Source organism: Thioreductor micantisoli (assembly GCF_055392745.1).
On sequence record NZ_AP043760.1, the window covers coordinates 1384533 to 1400473 of the forward strand.

Below are 15941 nucleotides of genomic sequence, written 5' to 3' on the forward strand. Positions count from 1 at the left end.
TTTAAATAACAATTCTAAAATCATGAGTATATACATTCATTTTATCTCCTCTTGCAAAACCAACAAGAGTTAAATTAAATGTATCTGCAATTTTAAGTCCAAGACAAGTAGTAGCAGTTCTTGATATTAAAATTGGGATTTTATGCATTACAGCTTTTACAACCATTTCACTACTAAGCCTTCCACTTACCATTATTATCCCATTTTGTGGATCAAATCCATTCAAAAGAGCTTTTCCAACTGCTTTATCAATAGTAGAATGTTGAGCTATGTCTTCTGCATCAAAATAATTATTTTCATCAAAATATATTCTTGCAGTATGAACACATCCTGTTTTTTCATACAAAGGGCAAGATTTATAAAATTCATCCATTTGTTTTGAAATATCACTCGCTTTTATTTTTACATTAGATTCTATTTTTGTAGCGTCAATTTTTGTAGGGTCTATATCTATATTAGCACTAATGCTTTTTCCACATCCACTTACAATTATTCCTTCTTCATTTAATCGTTTAGCTTTTTCTTTGTTTATTTTAGCTTTAATATCAACGATTAATCCATTTTCTTTTAACTCGATATTTTCAATATCTATTATATTTTCAATTATACCCTCACTTATCAAATACCCAACAGCTAAAGCTTTTTGGTCTATTGGAGTAGCCATCATTGAAATTATTTTGTTATTATTAACATAAATATCTAAACGAATTTCTCTAATTAAAGTATCTTCATACCTAAATTTTTTATTACCTTTTATTTTTGTGATTTCAAAGTTATATATAGCATCCATATTCACTCCTTTAAGAGAATTATACACAAAAACAAATATTATACATAATTATAGATAAATAAAGTTAAATATGACCGGAAGGAGAAGTCTTTTTGCATGAATAAGAAAGATATATCCTCAGGAGTATTTTTAATTTCCGGTCATATTTAACTTTATATCTGCCAAAAGGCAGATAATATATCTAATTAATGACTATTATTACAATTCATTTTTTCTATATCAGGCTTATGAGCTAAAAGAGCTACAATTCCCACAAAAAGAACTCCACCTACAATATTTCCTAATGTTACAGGTAATTCATTATTTACTAAAAATGATTTTACATTTAAATGTTGTATTGCTTCAGCAGGAAGATGAAGAGCATTAGCAACTGCATGAATATCGCCACCAAATTGAGCCATATAATGTGCTTTTGCAATTAATCCTTCTGAAATAATAAACATATTAGCAACACAATGTTCATATCCACTAGCAACAAATGCCGCAATAACAAAGGCTATACCCCAAACTTTTCCTGCCCCATCTTTAGTAGCTACAGCAATCCAAACAGCCATACATACTAAAATATTACAAAAAATCCCTCTTATAAAAGCTTCTGTAAATGTTAATGATACTTTTGCTTCTCCTAAATGAACAAAATGTTTTAAAATTGCTTCATTATATTTCATTGGTAATCCTGATTTATAATAAAGCCAAGCAGTTCCAGCTGCACCAACAAAATTAAAAATCCAAACAATTGTCCAATAACTTACAACTCCTCCAAATATTCCAACTTTTTTTTCACAACAACTAACACCACTTAATACAGAACTTGTAAATAAATGACCTCCGTAAAACACAACTAACATCAATCCTGCGGAGAACGCAAAACCACCAATAATATTAGCAATACCTGGTGCTACTTTTGCAGCAACCCCTACTGTTGAATGTGCCCAAAAAATATCCCCTATTGCAATAGAACTTCCTGCCATAATTGCAAGAAGAATAACGCTTAAAATAGGTAATTCTGCTTTATGCTTTGACATATTAGACAAAGCAATAATTGTTTCTTCAGGTGCTTTAACCATCTTTACTCCTTCTTTCTTTTTATTTCAAAGTAATTTTATATGAAAATAAAAAAAATAAATGTCTTATAAAAGACATTTGATAAATTTTTAACTAATTAAATAGATTATTTAGATTTTTAATTTGCAAAAAAGCATGTTTTGCATTTTCTTTTGCTGTATTAGATATTTCAAGATTAATTCCAGTCAAATTTTCTTTTTTTACATTTATTCCCATAAAAAGAGTTTGTTTAGCAAAAGGTTTTAATAATTTTATAAGAATATGTGTAGGAATGTTGTGAGTAGTAAAAAGATAATCGGAGGATGGCTTAATTTCCAAAAATTCACTTTTAGAATCAAGCCCTATAACTGAATCAGCCATAACCAATAAATCTGGGGAAAAGTCTCTGATTTTATAAATTTCATCTTCGGGAGTATCATTGCCGAAAAAAACTTTCCATTTAGGCAAGTTTTTTTCAATCATCTTACCAAGATATAAAGCAATACCATCATCCCCTCTTAATTCATTACCTATAACTAAAATGGCTTTTTTCATTTTTTTTCTCTTAATACAAAATATCCCTCTTTTAAAGATAAAAAAAGATTTTTCAATTTACTTTCAGCCATAGTATCTTTTAATTTTTCTATGTGTTCTGGAAAAATTTCTATTTCACAACCGTCACAAGAACCACAGTCAATTCTAAATACATTAAAACTTCTTTTTATATTTTGTAAATGTTTTATTTTATCATCTAATTTGTTTGCTTCAAATATTTCATTTGGCAATATTACTGTAGGTTTTTTACTCATTTTTCACCTCAAATAGTAGAATAATATATTATTCTACTATTTGAGGTGAAAAAAGAAAAGACGAATAAAATTTAAAATTAATGAATAGTACCCATCATAACATGATAGCATACATAATAAGCGATAAGACAGTTTTCCAATGCAACTATTCCTGCTATTACTTTTCCAATTCCTTTTACATGAACGGGTATTAAGAATATATTTAAAACCGTAATACTCCATAATAAATAAGCAACTAAAGGTTCTCCTAATGCATAAGCCCAATATCCTGCGAATAATGTATATACTAAAATAGCTATGTCTAAATATACACAAGCTTTTGTATTAATATTGAAATATTCAATAAGCCATATTGCCCCCCATAACATACCAAAAATACAGTTGGTTGTAGCAATATCCATTATTATTGGGCTCCCAGAATGCCCTGCAAATAAAAATATTCCTGTTAAAAGCTGAGCAACTCCACCAAACATAAAGCCGATTGCTGCCATAGCTTTTTCAATACTTTTATTTTCTGCTTCATTTGTCCCACTAGGGAAACCAAAAGCCAAACGTGCACCGTAAGCAAGAGCAGCTGTTCCATATCCGAAAGCACCCAATATGCCTGGATTAGCTAAATTAATCATAACAATTTCCTTTCTTTTTATTTTAAATTAATTTTATATAAAAATAAAAAAAATAAATGTCTTATAAAAGACATTTGATAAATTTTTAACTAATTAAATAGATTATTTAGATTTTTAATTTGCAAAAAAGCATGTTTTGCATTTTCTTTTGCTGTATTAGATATTTCAAGATTAATTCCAGTCAAATTTTCTTTTTTTACATTTATTCCCATAAAAAGAGTTTGTTTAGCAAAAGGTTTTAATAATTTTATAAGAATATGTGTAGGAATGTTGTGAGTAGTAAAAAGATAATCGGAGGATGGCTTAATTTCCAAAAATTCACTTTTAGAATCAAGCCCTATAACTGAATCAGCCATAACCAATAAATCTGGGGAAAAGTCTCTGATTTTATAAATTTCATCTTCGGGAGTATCATTGCCGAAAAAAACTTTCCATTTAGGCAAGTTTTTTTCAATCATCTTACCAAGATATAAAGCAATACCATCATCCCCTCTTAATTCATTACCTATAACTAAAATGGCTTTTTTCATTTTTTTTCTCTTAATACAAAATATCCCTCTTTTAAAGATAAAAAAAGATTTTTCAATTTACTTTCAGCCATAGTATCTTTTAATTTTTCTATGTGTTCTGGAAAAATTTCTATTTCTTTGTATTTCAAAAGATTTCCAAGTTTAAATTTGGCATAATCATCCGAATTATCTAAAATTTTTTGAAATTCTTCATTACTTATTTTTAAAACACATTCAACAAAATCGATTGTTCCAATTCCGTGACCTGTAAGAGTGGAAAATATTTTAATCTGTTCCAATTCTCTTGGTAAATCTTTGGGTTTATCGACATGCCTTTGGGTTAATCTATTTACCTCTATCATTTGATTTCTTTCAAAGAAATTTTAAATTTATCAGTATCTAAATAAAAATGTTTTTTTAAAAAAGGAAGATAACTTTCGTTAAATAAAGTAACCATACATTCTCTATATCTTGAATCTTCTTCATTTTTTATGTTTTTTATAAAAGTATTTTGTGTCATTTCTGGATTTTTAGGATTTTTTGATTTTTTCATAATATCAAGAAATTTATTATAAAGTTTTTTACCATACAAATATCCCATAAGTCTTTTAGAATCCATAAAAACATCACGTTCAAAAAGAATATTATCCAAAAGAGATTTTTCAACTTCAGGCGCTTCTCCTGTATCATCAGTATGTTTTTTATATTGTAAATGTTGTTGCAATATATCAACTCCAACTGCCAATCCATAAATAATACTTGCAGGATGAGGAGGGCAACCCGGCACAAATACATCAACAGGTATCGTACTTGGAATACCTCCCCACACAGCATAAGAATCATGGAAAATACCTCCACTACATCCACATGCTCCTATAGCAACTACAACTTTGGGATCAGGAGTAGCTTCGTAAGCCCTTAAAAGTGGATAATATGTCTGTCTTGTAAGAGGGCCTGTACAAAGCAATATATCTGCATGTCTTGGACTTGCCACCAAATTAAATCCAAACCTTTCAGGATCCCACATAGGTGTAATAGCTGCAAAAATTTCTATTTCACAACCGTTACAAGAACCACAGTCAATTCTAAATACATTAAAACTTCTTTTTATATTTTGTAAATGTTTTATTTTATCATCTAATTTGTTTGCTTCAAATATTTCATTTGGCAATATTACTGTAGGTTTTTTACTCATTTTTCACCTCCAAAGTGAGATTGTGTCGCAAACTTTTCAACGGCATTTGTTTTTTTGCATTCAGGACAGGTGTATAAATAATTTAATTTTTCTTCGTTAATTACAGCTCCCGTAGCTTCTAATCTTTCTATGGCATAATTGATAAGTCTTTTTGTTGTAAAAGGTTTGCCACAAATTTTACATTTTACAACTTCTAGTTCACTTTCTTCTTTTAGATTTTTATAATCAAATCTTACTGCCATTTCATATAAAGGTGAAAGAGGTATTGCTCCAGTAGGACACACTTCTTCACATCTTCCACAAAAAATACATCTTCCACAGTCAAAAGACCAAATTAATTTATCGTTTTCTTTGTCATATTTTACATTTAAAGCATTAGGAGGGCATGCTATTGCACAAGCTGCACAACCTATACATTTTTCATAATCATATTCAGGTTTTCCACGAAAACCTTCAGGAACTTCATATGGTTTAAACGGATAATCATATGTTATTATTCCAATTTCTTTTGATATGTCTAAAAGTTTCATTTTGGACTCCTATTTTTTTAATGGAGAATTATTAAGAGTTTGAGCATATTTTTTTAACTCTTTTTGAGTTAATATTTTTGCTTTTTTAGTTTTTACATCAATGATTGTAACTCTTTCAGTACACGAATAACATGGGTCTAATGATGTAACGATTAAAGCTGCATCAGAAATATCATTTCCTTGAAATTGGTATCTGAGTGAAGGCCAATTACTATATGTAGCTGCTCTACATCTCCATCTAAATACTTTTTGAGCATTTCCATGCATTATCCAGTGAATATTTTCTCCTCTTGGCGCTTCATCATTTCCTAATGCAAAAGCACCTGGTTTAATAATATCATCCTGTGGTTTGATAAATATAGAAGTGTTCGGCATAAATTCAATACACTGTCTTATAATTTTAAGTGATTCTAATACTTCTCTATATCTTACGGTTTCTCTTGCAAGAACATCGCATCCATTTTCTACCGCCACATCAAATTCCAATTTGTCAAATATATCATATGGATGATCGTATCTAGTGTCTCTTTTAAATCCACTTCCTCTCATATTCGGTCCTACAGGTGAAAAATCCCTTGCTATTTTTCTATCCAAAATCCCGACACCTTTCCATCTTGCAATCTGAGCATCATCTTCAATAATTGCATCCCAAACTTCTTTTGTAAAATGTTCAATTTTTTCTACAAGTTCAAGTGCCTTTTTACTTTCTTTTGCTGTCATATCCCGTCTTACACCACCAACCATTACATTTCCGTAAGTTTTTCTACCACCTGTAACAAGTTCTGCAAGTTGCATTGTATATTCACGAACACTAAATACATGCATAAAAGCTGTTACATTACCAGTAACTTCACATGCAAGACCAATATTTAATAAATCTGAATGCAATCTTTCAATTTCTAAGCTCATAACTCTTAATGCTTGCGCTCTAAGGGGTACTTGAAGATTTACAGCTCTTTCGGACGCTTCAATACAGGCAATTGAATGGGCATATCCACAAATACCACAAACTCTTTCGGCCAAAAATCCCATTTGATCATAACTCATTCTGTTTTCGGCAAGTTTTTCCATACCTCTGTGTTGATAAAACAATCTATAATCTGCATCTATAATTGTTTCACCATCACAAAAAAGTCTAAAATGACCTGGTTCATCACTTGTAATATGTAAAGGCCCCATAGGAACATCAACAACACCTTCACCTTCTGGCATTAGAAATTCATAATCAGGCTCATCTTCAGGAGACATGGCATCAGGTCTATATCTGTAATCCATGGCATCTTTTCTAAGAGGATGTATTCCCTCAGGCCAATCATCAGGTAATACAAGTCTTCTAGGATCCGGTAAACCTTCTGCCACAATTCCAAACATATCATAGGCCTCTCTTTCATACCATACAGCTGCTGGAACTTTTTTTGTAACTGAAGGATAAACAGGATTAGTAGAAGGAAGATATGATCTTACAGTAATCCAACATTTATCTTTTTGTTCTAATTCATCCTCAGGAGTTATTTTACTTCCTTCCATTGATAAAATAAAATAAACTCCATAACATCCGTTTATTTCCCTTTCATCGGTTGGAACCATACTTGAAAGCCATCCACCCATATCATAATAAAGCATTCTCACGGCTTCTGGTAAATCATTCCTGTCAATTGTAACTACAATTTGATCTTCAGGGTTTCTCATAATATCTTTAATTTTTATTTTTTGTTTTAATCTGTTTATAAATTTATCTCCGACCATAACTTCTCCTTAAATATGTAAAATAATTTTTACTGCATTATCAAGCAATAAATACCAGTCTTTAATATAGAAAACTCCAAAAGCAATTATTAATGCCCCTAAAATAATCAAAGGCAAATGTGCGCTTAATCCAAGCGTTTGTGTTTCGACTTCTCCTCTTGGTTTCCCAAATACAACATGATTAAAATGGGCTAAAACTCCGATAACAATAATTCCAAGTCCAACGATAAATAAAAATAACGGTAAATATTGAGAAGAGAAAATACTTGCTTTAATCATTAAGAATTCACTTACATAAATTGCCAGCAAAGGTGCTCCTATTAATGAAAATATAGCAATTGCAAAAAGTACTGCAGTTAAAGGATTTATTTTTATAAGTCCACCCATTTTATCCATATCTCTTGTTCCATAAATTTTCATAATATTTCCACTTACACAAAAGGCCAATGCTTTTGAAAGAGAATGGGCCATTGCATGAAATAATCCTGCAAAAACACCTAGAGGTCCACCGATTCCAAATCCAAAAGCAATTATACCTATATGCTCTACTGAGTGATAGGCAAACATTCTTTTTATATCTTTTTGACGTATAATAAACATCGCCGAAACAAATATTGTAAACAATGAAACAACAAGTACAAGTGTTTGAACATATGTAAAACCTACATTATCACCTACAACAGAATAATATCTGATAATAGCCAATATTGCACATTTTAATAAAACTGCACTTAGAATAGCTGAAGTAGGAGATGGCCCTTCTGAGTGAACATCAGGAAGCCATGTATGCATTGGTGCAAGACCAGCTTTTGTTCCAAATCCTATTAAAGCAAAAACAAAAATTATTTTTAATGCATTTGGGTCTAAAAGTGTTGCATTTGCATATAAAGATGTCCAAAGCATTGCACTATCACCATCTTTTAATACATGATATCCTACACCATACATTAAAACAGTTCCATAAAGTGCAAAAGCCAAACCAACACTACAAATAATTATATATTTCCATCCGCTTTCAGTAGCTCTTTTGTTTTTGTAAAGTGCTACCATAAATACAGATGAAAGAGTGGTTGCTTCAATAGCAGCCCACATTACTACAATATTGTTTGAAACAACTGATGTAATCATTGTAAATATAAATAAATTCATTAAAGAATAATATAATTTAACGTCTTTTATCTTTATTTTCCCTTCTTCCAAATCCCATTGCATATACTTTACGGCATAAAGATTAATCAAAAGTCCTGTCAGAGCAATAAGTGTCAAAAATACTCCTCCTACAGAATCTAAGAAAAAAAGTTTGTCCCAAAGAAAATATATATTTCCATGAATAACATTTGAAATAGCATAAAAAGCTATTATTGATGTGGCACATGAACCTATTACATGAAAAATCGAAAGTGTGGAAAAGTTGTTTGGTAAAAAATATATAATAATAGCCGTTGCTAGCGGAACTATCATTACAAGAGCCAATAATAAATGCATACTCATAACTTATCCTTTTAAAGTATTTGCTTTAGAAATATCTAAAGAACCAAAAAATTTATAAAATCTTGTTGCTAAAATTGACATGATAATTACTGCAAAAATAGAATCCGTTAAAATTCCTATATCAACAATTTCAGGAGAATTATAAGCAACAATTGCAAGCGTTAAATGTGTCCCATTTTCAAAAAGACATAGTGATAAAATTTGTTTAATCGCATTTTTTCTTAAAATAAGTCCAAATATTCCTAACGAATAAATAGTTAAAGATGCAATTAAAGGTATATCTTCTTTAAGTAAAGCAAAACTTTTTAAAACAGGAAAAAGTATCATTGCAATAGCCAAAGAAAAACCAAGGGCAATAACAGGACTTACAAAAAATCCTTCTACAGGAGTTTCCTCATATTTGACACCAAGTTTATTAATAAGCCTTAAAATTATGTAAGGAACAATTAAAACTTTTGTGAAAAAAGCAATAACAGCCCATCCGTAAAGGGAATTTACATGATATTTTTCTGCTAATGTAAAGAAAATAGTTACTAAAAGCAAAGTTTCTATTATATATGCATATGTGGCAAATTTAAGATTTCTAAGGGAAAACACTGAAAATGAAGCAATTATCATTAAAATTGCTAAAATATTTATAATATTCATTTTAAACTCCTACTACATAAAATATTAATGCGACAAAGGCAACTACAAAGGCAAAAGAGGCATTTTTTTTGAAACCTTTTAATAATTTGTAACGAGGTCCTAAATTATCTATAAATGTTGCACCCACATAAAAGATTCCAGTTTCAGCAATAAAAACACATAAAGCTAAAATAGGATTTGAAAAATTCCAAGGTTCAAATATAGATAAAAACAATCCAATCATTGCAATTTGTTTTGTCATTAAAGATAAATCAAGTATTGCTAAATCGCTTCCTGAATATTCAGATCCAACTCCTTCAATAACCTCTTGTTCTGCTTCGGCCAAATCATAAGGATTTCTTCCTGTTTCAACATAACTTGCCCAAAGAAATGCTATTGATGCAACAGCAAACGCTGGGATTTGATATCCTATTGACCCTTCTCTTACAAGATGTTCAATAACAACCAAATTTGATGTTTTAGCAAGTAGCATTACAACAATTAAGCATATAATTGCTACTGGTTCTACAAAAACAGCCAACATTTGTTCTCTACTACCACCAACTGCAGCGAATGGGCTACCACTATCCATAGAAGCAACACCAAAAATAAATCTTGCAAGAGCACCTAAATAAATGATTACAAATATATCTGAATATGCTCCTGCATATATATTATTGCTATAAACAATCGGAAGTGCTGCTAAAATTGCCGCATTTATTGCAAAAAGCATAAAAGGTGCATATCTAAAAATCCAATGAGAACATTTAGGAACAGTTTTTCCTCCTCTTTTAAATAATTTTAAAATATCTCTATATGTTTGAAAAACATTAGGACCTCTTCTTGATTGCATTCTTGCCCTAGCAATTCTTGCAATTCCATCAAAAAAAGGCGTAACTGCTATTATTGCGATAACTTGAATTATCATCCAAAATATACTACTCATATTTCTCTCCTTTTATAGCAGATATGCTATACCGACGAAAATAAATAACGCCAATAAAATATATAAAATATAAATATTTGTATTTCCATTTTGCAAATATTTTATTTTTTCTGATGTATAGGTTGTAATTTTGATAAATGGCGTATAAAATAAATCCCACCATATATCTCTAGCATGATAAGAAAATTTTACAGGTTTAAAATATCCTTGATCTTCAACTTTTGTATTTGATTTATATAACCAATCTGTTAATCTTCTTAAACTTCCAGTAAACGGTGCCGCTGTCATTTGCATTCTTGGAGAATATTTGAATCCACAAGCCCAAGGTTCAGTCTCTCTAAGATTTGTTTTTGTTTTTGAATTATTAATATATATAACTACAAAAATAAATGGTAGTGCCAAGAAAGATATTAACATAATGGCTATAAATGGTGTTGAAACCATTGAACCAAAAGGTGAGATTAAATCTCCGTGTGCTGTTGCTTGATAACTTCCTGCAAATGAAGAAACAATATTCATCAAATAACCGACTACCTTTGTTGCTCCAAGACCAAAAGCAAAACATGCTATAACCAATAAATACATACCAGTAAGCATTGAAAGAGGAACTTCTTTTGCTTTTTCATAAATTTGTTTGTTTCTAGGTACTCCACCGAAAATAACACTATATACTTTTACAAAACAAAAAACTGCAAGTGCACCTGTGAGTGCCAAAGCAACGATTGATAAAGTAAAAGCAAATCTATATAAAATTCCTTCACCAAGCGCAGCTTGAAGCATAGCTTGATAAGTTAACCATTCACTAACAAATCCATTTAGAGGAGGAAGTGCTGATATTGCCATAGAACCTATTAAAAATGCAAAAGCTGTTAGAGGCATTTTTTTCGCAAGTCCTCCTAAAACTTCCATATTCTTAGTATGTGTAGTATATAATACACTTCCAGCACCTAAGAAAAGTAATCCTTTAAATGTTGCATGATTTAGTACATGATATAAACATGCTAAGAATCCAATTGCCCCAAGAGTAGGAGAATGTATAGCTATACCGTAAACACCTGTTCCTAAACCTAAAAGAATAATTCCAATATTTTCAACTGAATGATAAGCTAATAGTGCTTTATAATCATGTTGCATTAAGGCATACAATACACCAAGTAGTGCTGAAAGTGCACCTATAATTAATATTGTAATTCCCATCCATGATGTTAAAGGCAACCATAAACAAGTTTGAATCATTCCAAAAATTGCTACTTTAATCATAACACCACTCATAAGAGCAGATACATTAGATGGCGCCGCTGGGTGAGCCAAAGGCAACCATACATGAAGTGGAAACATACCTGCTTTTGACCCAAAACCAAAAAAAGCAAATAAAAATATAATAGCCGACATTGTAGGTGAAAGAGATAAATCATGAAAATGACTAAATTCTAAAGAACCTGCTTGATAAGATAATAGCAATAAAGATATTAATATCATTATACCACCAAAATGGGCGATTCCCATATAAGTAATGGTAGCTTTTAGAGATTCTTTGGAATCATTAAAACATATCAAAAAGTATGAAATCCATGTCATTAACTCCCAAAAAATCATAAACCAAAAGACATTTGCTGCAGAAATAACTAAAAGCATTGCGAGGATAAATGAACTGAAAAAAAATGCCATTACTCCAAGACTACCTGCTTTTGAATATTCTTCAGCATAATCCATTGAATAAATTGAAGCTGCTAATCCTACAAAAGAAATTACTAATGAGAAAAAATTTCTTAATGGATCTAACACAAAATGGGGATTAAAAATAAAGTAATTCCCAAGAGACAAAGATTGTGTTGATGTTAGATGAATTAAAAAATAAAAAACAGCATAAGCCGAAGCCAAAGCTGTTAGACCAAAGCCTATTTTTACTGCTATTTTATTTTCTTTATATAAAAATAAAGAAGTAACAGCAGCTATTATATAAAGTGAATATACCACTCCCATTTTTTATCCTTTATTTTGTTGTAATATTTCAACAAACTTATTTGCAGATTTTTCTGCTTTGTTTAATACCATTTGTTCTTGTGTATTTGGTTCAAAAAATATTAATGCGCCAGTAGGACATACTTCAACACAAGCAGGTCCTCCTTCTCTTCCTTTACACAAATCACATTTAACGGCAATTGTTTTTAGTCCTATAACAGATTCCAATGTAAGCATTGCTTCTGGTTCCACAGAATAATCAACCGAAGGCATTGTTTCCGCTGATGCTCTAATTGCCCCAAAAGGACAAGCGATAGTACATAATTTACAACCAATACAAATTTCTTCATGTAATTCTATACTATCATCACCAAATGTTAATGCTCCCACAGGACAAACTTTTGCACATGGTGCATCATCACACTGTCTGCATTGGTTTGGCATTACACCATTTGTTGTTCTTGTAACTATAAGTCTAGGGGTAGCAAGTTTTCCCCTTTCATATGCTGATTGATAACAAGCTGACATACAAGTAGCACATCCTATACATACTTTAGGATTGCATATTACAAATTTATTTTTTTTTGTTGATTGCATTTTAACCCCTTCTTTCAATAATTTCAGGTTCTATTTCGCTAAGTGTTTCTTTTCTTATTTCTAAATATTCCTCTTCAGAAATTTTTTTAATATTTGCTATTGACATTTTAAGTGGAGGCATACCTGATAGTGGATCTGGATCTTCAGGATTAGTAAGTTCATTTCCGTCAGCTTCCGCATAATGAAATGTTGTAAATATAGTTCCATGTCTCAAATCTTTGTTTATCATTAATTTTGCAGCAATTTTTCCTCTTTTATTCCAAAGCACAGCATAGCATCCATCTTCCAAATCTCTTTCTCTTGCTATATCTTCGCTAACTTCAATAACAGGACCCATAATATCTGCTCCCATTTCAAGAGATTTACATTTTCTTGTCATTGTTCCTGTATGATAATGATAAACTTTTCTACCTGTTGTAAACATACAAGGATATTCTTCAGTAGGCTCTTCACTCATACACCCTACTCCCATAGGATAATCTTCAGGAATATTTAGTTCTTTTCTTATTTTATTTTCCAGTATAAAGCGTTCGTTTTTATCAAGTGTGTAACCAATAGGAGCTAATCTGAATTTTCCATTAGGTAAGAAAGATTTGTTATCTTCATATAAACAAGGTGTTCCCGGATGATTTTCATCAGGACAAGGCCAACTTATTCCATTTAATTTAGCCACTCTTTCATAATTAATTCCTTTAAATTTGAAAGGATTTAATTTTCTAACTTCATTCCAAATTTCTTCAGCCGTATTGAAATTAAATCCTTTTAGCCCTATTTTATTAGCTACATTACAGAGTACTTTCCAATCAGGTTTTAAATCAGCAGGTGGATTGACTGCTTTTCTTACTAATTGAACTCTTCTTGATGTATTAAGAAATGTTCCATCTTTTTCACCCCAACATGCACTAGGCAATACAACATCTGCTCTTTGGGCTGTTTCTGTAAGGAATATATCTTGAACAACTATAAAATCTGTTTTTTTCATAGCATGAACAAAGTGTTCTGTCCATGGGTCGCTCATTACAGGATTTTCTCCAAAAATATATAAAAATTTTACTTTTCCCTCATCAATTGCATGAGGTACTTTAGAAAGAAGTAGTCCAGGATTAGGATTTACTTTAAAGTCCCAAATTTCTTCTGCTTTTTTACGAGCTTCAGGATCAACAACTTTTCCACTTGGCAAACCCATTGGAGTAGCACCCATATCTCCTGCACCTTGAACATTGTTTTGACCTCTTAGAGGGTTAACACCTCCACCTTTTTTACCTAAATTTCCTGTTAGAATAGCTAAATTTGATGTACTCATTACATTACATGTTCCATCTGTAAACTGAGTAATCCCCATTGTATAAAGAAGTGAAGAAGGGTTACCTTTTGCATACATTTCAGTAGCTTTAATCAAAAGCTCTTTTGAAATACCTGTATCTTTTTCTACTTTATCAAATGTAAAATCTTTAACTGTTTCTTTTAACCATTCAAATCCTTCCGCATAATTTTCTACGAAATCTTTATCGTATAAATCGTTTTGGATAATATAATTAAGCATTGCATTAATTAATCTAATATTATATCCAATAGGTATTTGAAGAAAAATATCTGCTTTTTTTGCCATATCCGTTTTTTTAATATCTATTACAATAAGTTTTGCTCCTCTTTCAAGTCCTCTAACAATTTGCATAGCTATTATAGGATGACATTCACTAGTATTTGTTCCTATCAATAAAAACACATCTGTATCTGTTGCAGATTCTGCTAAATCGTTTGTTGTAGTTCCACTCCCAAGTGTTTTAGCCAGACCGGCTACTGTAGGACCATGTCAAAAACGTGCGCAGTGATCTACATTATTTGTACCCAACGCTCTTATAAATTTTTGAAAAACATAGTTTTCCTCGTTTGTACATCTAGCAGATGAAAAACCAACAATGCTTTCACTTGAATATTCTTCAACTGTTTTTTTTAATTTTGAAGCAACAAGAGCGTATGCTTCTTCCCATGTAGATTCTTCCAAACGCCCTTCTCTTGAATATTTACCTTCTTTTTTTCTAATAAGAGGTTTTGTCAGTCTTTTTGGAGAATGTATATATTCCCATCCAAACATACCTTTTAAGCATAATTCACCGTCATTAACATGATGATTTTTTGTACCTTCTGCTTTAACGACTTTTCCATTATCGACAAGCAAATCTATACTACAACCAGTTCCACAATAAGGACATGTGGTTTGTACTTTTGTCATTGTATCTCCTTTTTGAAATTTATTTACTTCAAATGATATACCTTTTTAATTAATAATTATGTCATATATAAGACATTAAAATATATAATTAAAAGTAAAATACATTTCTCATATTATGTATTATATATATAATATTAATATTTTGTTATAATTATACATAAAAAATAAGGAAATAAATGAAATCTTGCAGAATTAAAATTGATAGTTTTAATATCAAAAAAATTATTAAAGAAGAAGATTTAGAAAAATTTACACCTATGCAGTTTAAAAAAGGTGAAATATTTTATGCAGATGATGCAACAAAACTTCTTATTTTTAAATCAGGTGAAGCTAAGGTCTCTTTTTTATACGAAGGTAGAGAATTTATATTGTATTATTTAACTAAAAATAATATATATATAATGCATCCTGATTCAATAATAGAATTTTTGACTGATACTACTGTATTATCACTTGATTCTAAAAAATATCCAACTGTTTTTAACAACCCTTTTTTTTGCAATGCAGTTCTTAATTCTTTTAGAAATATTATGATGATAGAAAAAGATATTATAAGAGGTCTTGTGTTTGAAGATTGTAAAAAAAGAATGGTTTCATTTCTTCTTAGAGTTGCAAAAACAGATGGTAAAGAACATAAAGAAGGTATTGAAATAAATATATCTGGAAATATAAAAAATTTAGCAACTTTTATAGGTTCACAAAGACAAACTACTTCAAAATTTTTAAATCAATTAATTAAAGAAAAAATTTTAAAAAAAAGTGATAAATGTAAATATATTATACTTGACATTAAAAAACTTGAAGATTATTTAAACTAATATTCATATAAAAAATAT

At 30.3% G+C, this 15941-nt stretch carries 16 protein-coding genes and 1 pseudogene; 1 reads left to right on the forward strand and 16 read right to left on the reverse strand.

Features of this window, described 5'->3' with window-relative positions; genetic code table 11:
* Position 1: 1 nt before the first annotated feature.
* From fdhD to fdhF, 16 genes and pseudogenes are all read right to left on the reverse strand, one after another.
* The gene (fdhD, locus tag ACZ5OA_RS07385; protein ID WP_464907226.1) at positions 2 to 790 is read right to left on the reverse strand and encodes a formate dehydrogenase accessory sulfurtransferase FdhD; all 789 of its coding nucleotides are present in this window, start codon (positions 788 to 790) and stop codon (positions 2 to 4) included.
* Positions 791 to 975: 185 nt separating this feature from the next.
* Positions 976 to 1857, reverse strand: a complete 882-nt coding sequence (locus ACZ5OA_RS07390; protein WP_464907227.1) for a formate/nitrite transporter family protein — start codon at positions 1855 to 1857, stop codon at positions 976 to 978.
* Positions 1858 to 1948: 91 nt separating this feature from the next.
* Complete coding sequence (locus ACZ5OA_RS07395) at positions 1949 to 2389, reverse strand: hydrogenase maturation protease (RefSeq protein WP_464907228.1); 441 nt, start codon at positions 2387 to 2389, stop codon at positions 1949 to 1951.
* Between the two features lie 101 nt (positions 2390 to 2490).
* A pseudogene (locus ACZ5OA_RS07400) lies at positions 2491 to 2643 on the reverse strand (NADH-quinone oxidoreductase subunit B family protein); the annotation flags it as partial.
* 77 nt (positions 2644 to 2720) lie between these two features.
* Positions 2721 to 3269 (reverse strand): hypothetical protein, encoded by a 549-nt coding sequence (locus ACZ5OA_RS07405; protein ID WP_464907229.1) that lies wholly within the window; start codon positions 3267 to 3269, stop codon positions 2721 to 2723.
* A gap of 89 nt (positions 3270 to 3358) precedes the next feature.
* Positions 3359 to 3799 (reverse strand): hydrogenase maturation protease, encoded by a 441-nt coding sequence (locus ACZ5OA_RS07410; RefSeq protein ID WP_464907228.1) that lies wholly within the window; start codon positions 3797 to 3799, stop codon positions 3359 to 3361.
* Complete coding sequence (locus ACZ5OA_RS07415; RefSeq protein WP_464907230.1) at positions 3796 to 4140, reverse strand: formate hydrogenlyase maturation HycH family protein; 345 nt, start codon at positions 4138 to 4140, stop codon at positions 3796 to 3798. The genes ACZ5OA_RS07410 and ACZ5OA_RS07415 overlap by 4 nt, the downstream gene beginning before the upstream one ends.
* Positions 4137 to 4973, reverse strand: coding sequence for an NADH-quinone oxidoreductase subunit NuoB (gene nuoB, locus ACZ5OA_RS07420; RefSeq protein ID WP_464907231.1), 837 nt, complete (start codon positions 4971 to 4973; stop codon positions 4137 to 4139). Before nuoB ends, ACZ5OA_RS07415 begins: the two co-directional genes overlap by 4 nt.
* Positions 4970 to 5503 carry a formate hydrogenlyase complex iron-sulfur subunit gene (locus ACZ5OA_RS07425; protein WP_464907232.1) on the reverse strand — a complete coding sequence of 178 codons (534 nt, stop codon included), beginning with the start codon at positions 5501 to 5503 and terminating at the stop codon, positions 4970 to 4972. The genes nuoB and ACZ5OA_RS07425 overlap by 4 nt, the downstream gene beginning before the upstream one ends.
* A 9-nt stretch (positions 5504 to 5512) precedes the next feature.
* On the reverse strand, positions 5513 to 7249 hold the full coding sequence (locus tag ACZ5OA_RS07430; protein WP_464907233.1) for an NADH-quinone oxidoreductase subunit D-related protein: 1737 nt from the start codon (positions 7247 to 7249) through the stop codon (positions 5513 to 5515).
* 9 nt (positions 7250 to 7258) lie between these two features.
* The gene (locus tag ACZ5OA_RS07435; protein ID WP_464907234.1) at positions 7259 to 8740 is read right to left on the reverse strand and encodes a hydrogenase 4 subunit F; all 1482 of its coding nucleotides are present in this window, start codon (positions 8738 to 8740) and stop codon (positions 7259 to 7261) included.
* A 3-nt stretch (positions 8741 to 8743) separates the two neighbouring features.
* A complete protein-coding gene (gene hyfE / locus ACZ5OA_RS07440) occupies positions 8744 to 9388 on the reverse strand; it encodes a hydrogenase 4 membrane subunit (RefSeq protein WP_464907235.1) in 645 nt (214 codons plus the stop codon).
* Position 9389: 1 nt separating this feature from the next.
* A complete protein-coding gene (locus ACZ5OA_RS07445; protein WP_464907236.1) occupies positions 9390 to 10313 on the reverse strand; it encodes a respiratory chain complex I subunit 1 family protein in 924 nt (307 codons plus the stop codon).
* A 12-nt stretch (positions 10314 to 10325) separates the two neighbouring features.
* The gene (locus tag ACZ5OA_RS07450; RefSeq protein WP_464907237.1) at positions 10326 to 12296 is read right to left on the reverse strand and encodes a proton-conducting transporter transmembrane domain-containing protein; all 1971 of its coding nucleotides are present in this window, start codon (positions 12294 to 12296) and stop codon (positions 10326 to 10328) included.
* Between the two features lie 3 nt (positions 12297 to 12299).
* Positions 12300 to 12872, reverse strand: coding sequence for a 4Fe-4S dicluster domain-containing protein (locus tag ACZ5OA_RS07455; RefSeq protein ID WP_464907238.1), 573 nt, complete (start codon positions 12870 to 12872; stop codon positions 12300 to 12302).
* A 1-nt stretch (position 12873) separates the two neighbouring features.
* Positions 12874 to 15105 carry a formate dehydrogenase subunit alpha gene (gene fdhF, locus ACZ5OA_RS07460; protein ID WP_464907239.1) on the reverse strand — a complete coding sequence of 744 codons (2232 nt, stop codon included), beginning with the start codon at positions 15103 to 15105 and terminating at the stop codon, positions 12874 to 12876.
* A gap of 176 nt (positions 15106 to 15281) precedes the next feature.
* On the opposite strand from fdhF, the gene ACZ5OA_RS07465 reads away from it, so the two are divergent.
* Positions 15282 to 15923: a Crp/Fnr family transcriptional regulator gene (locus tag ACZ5OA_RS07465; RefSeq protein ID WP_464907240.1), complete on the forward strand. Its 642-nt coding sequence runs from the start codon at positions 15282 to 15284 to the stop codon at positions 15921 to 15923.
* Positions 15924 to 15941: the final 18 nt, after the last annotated feature.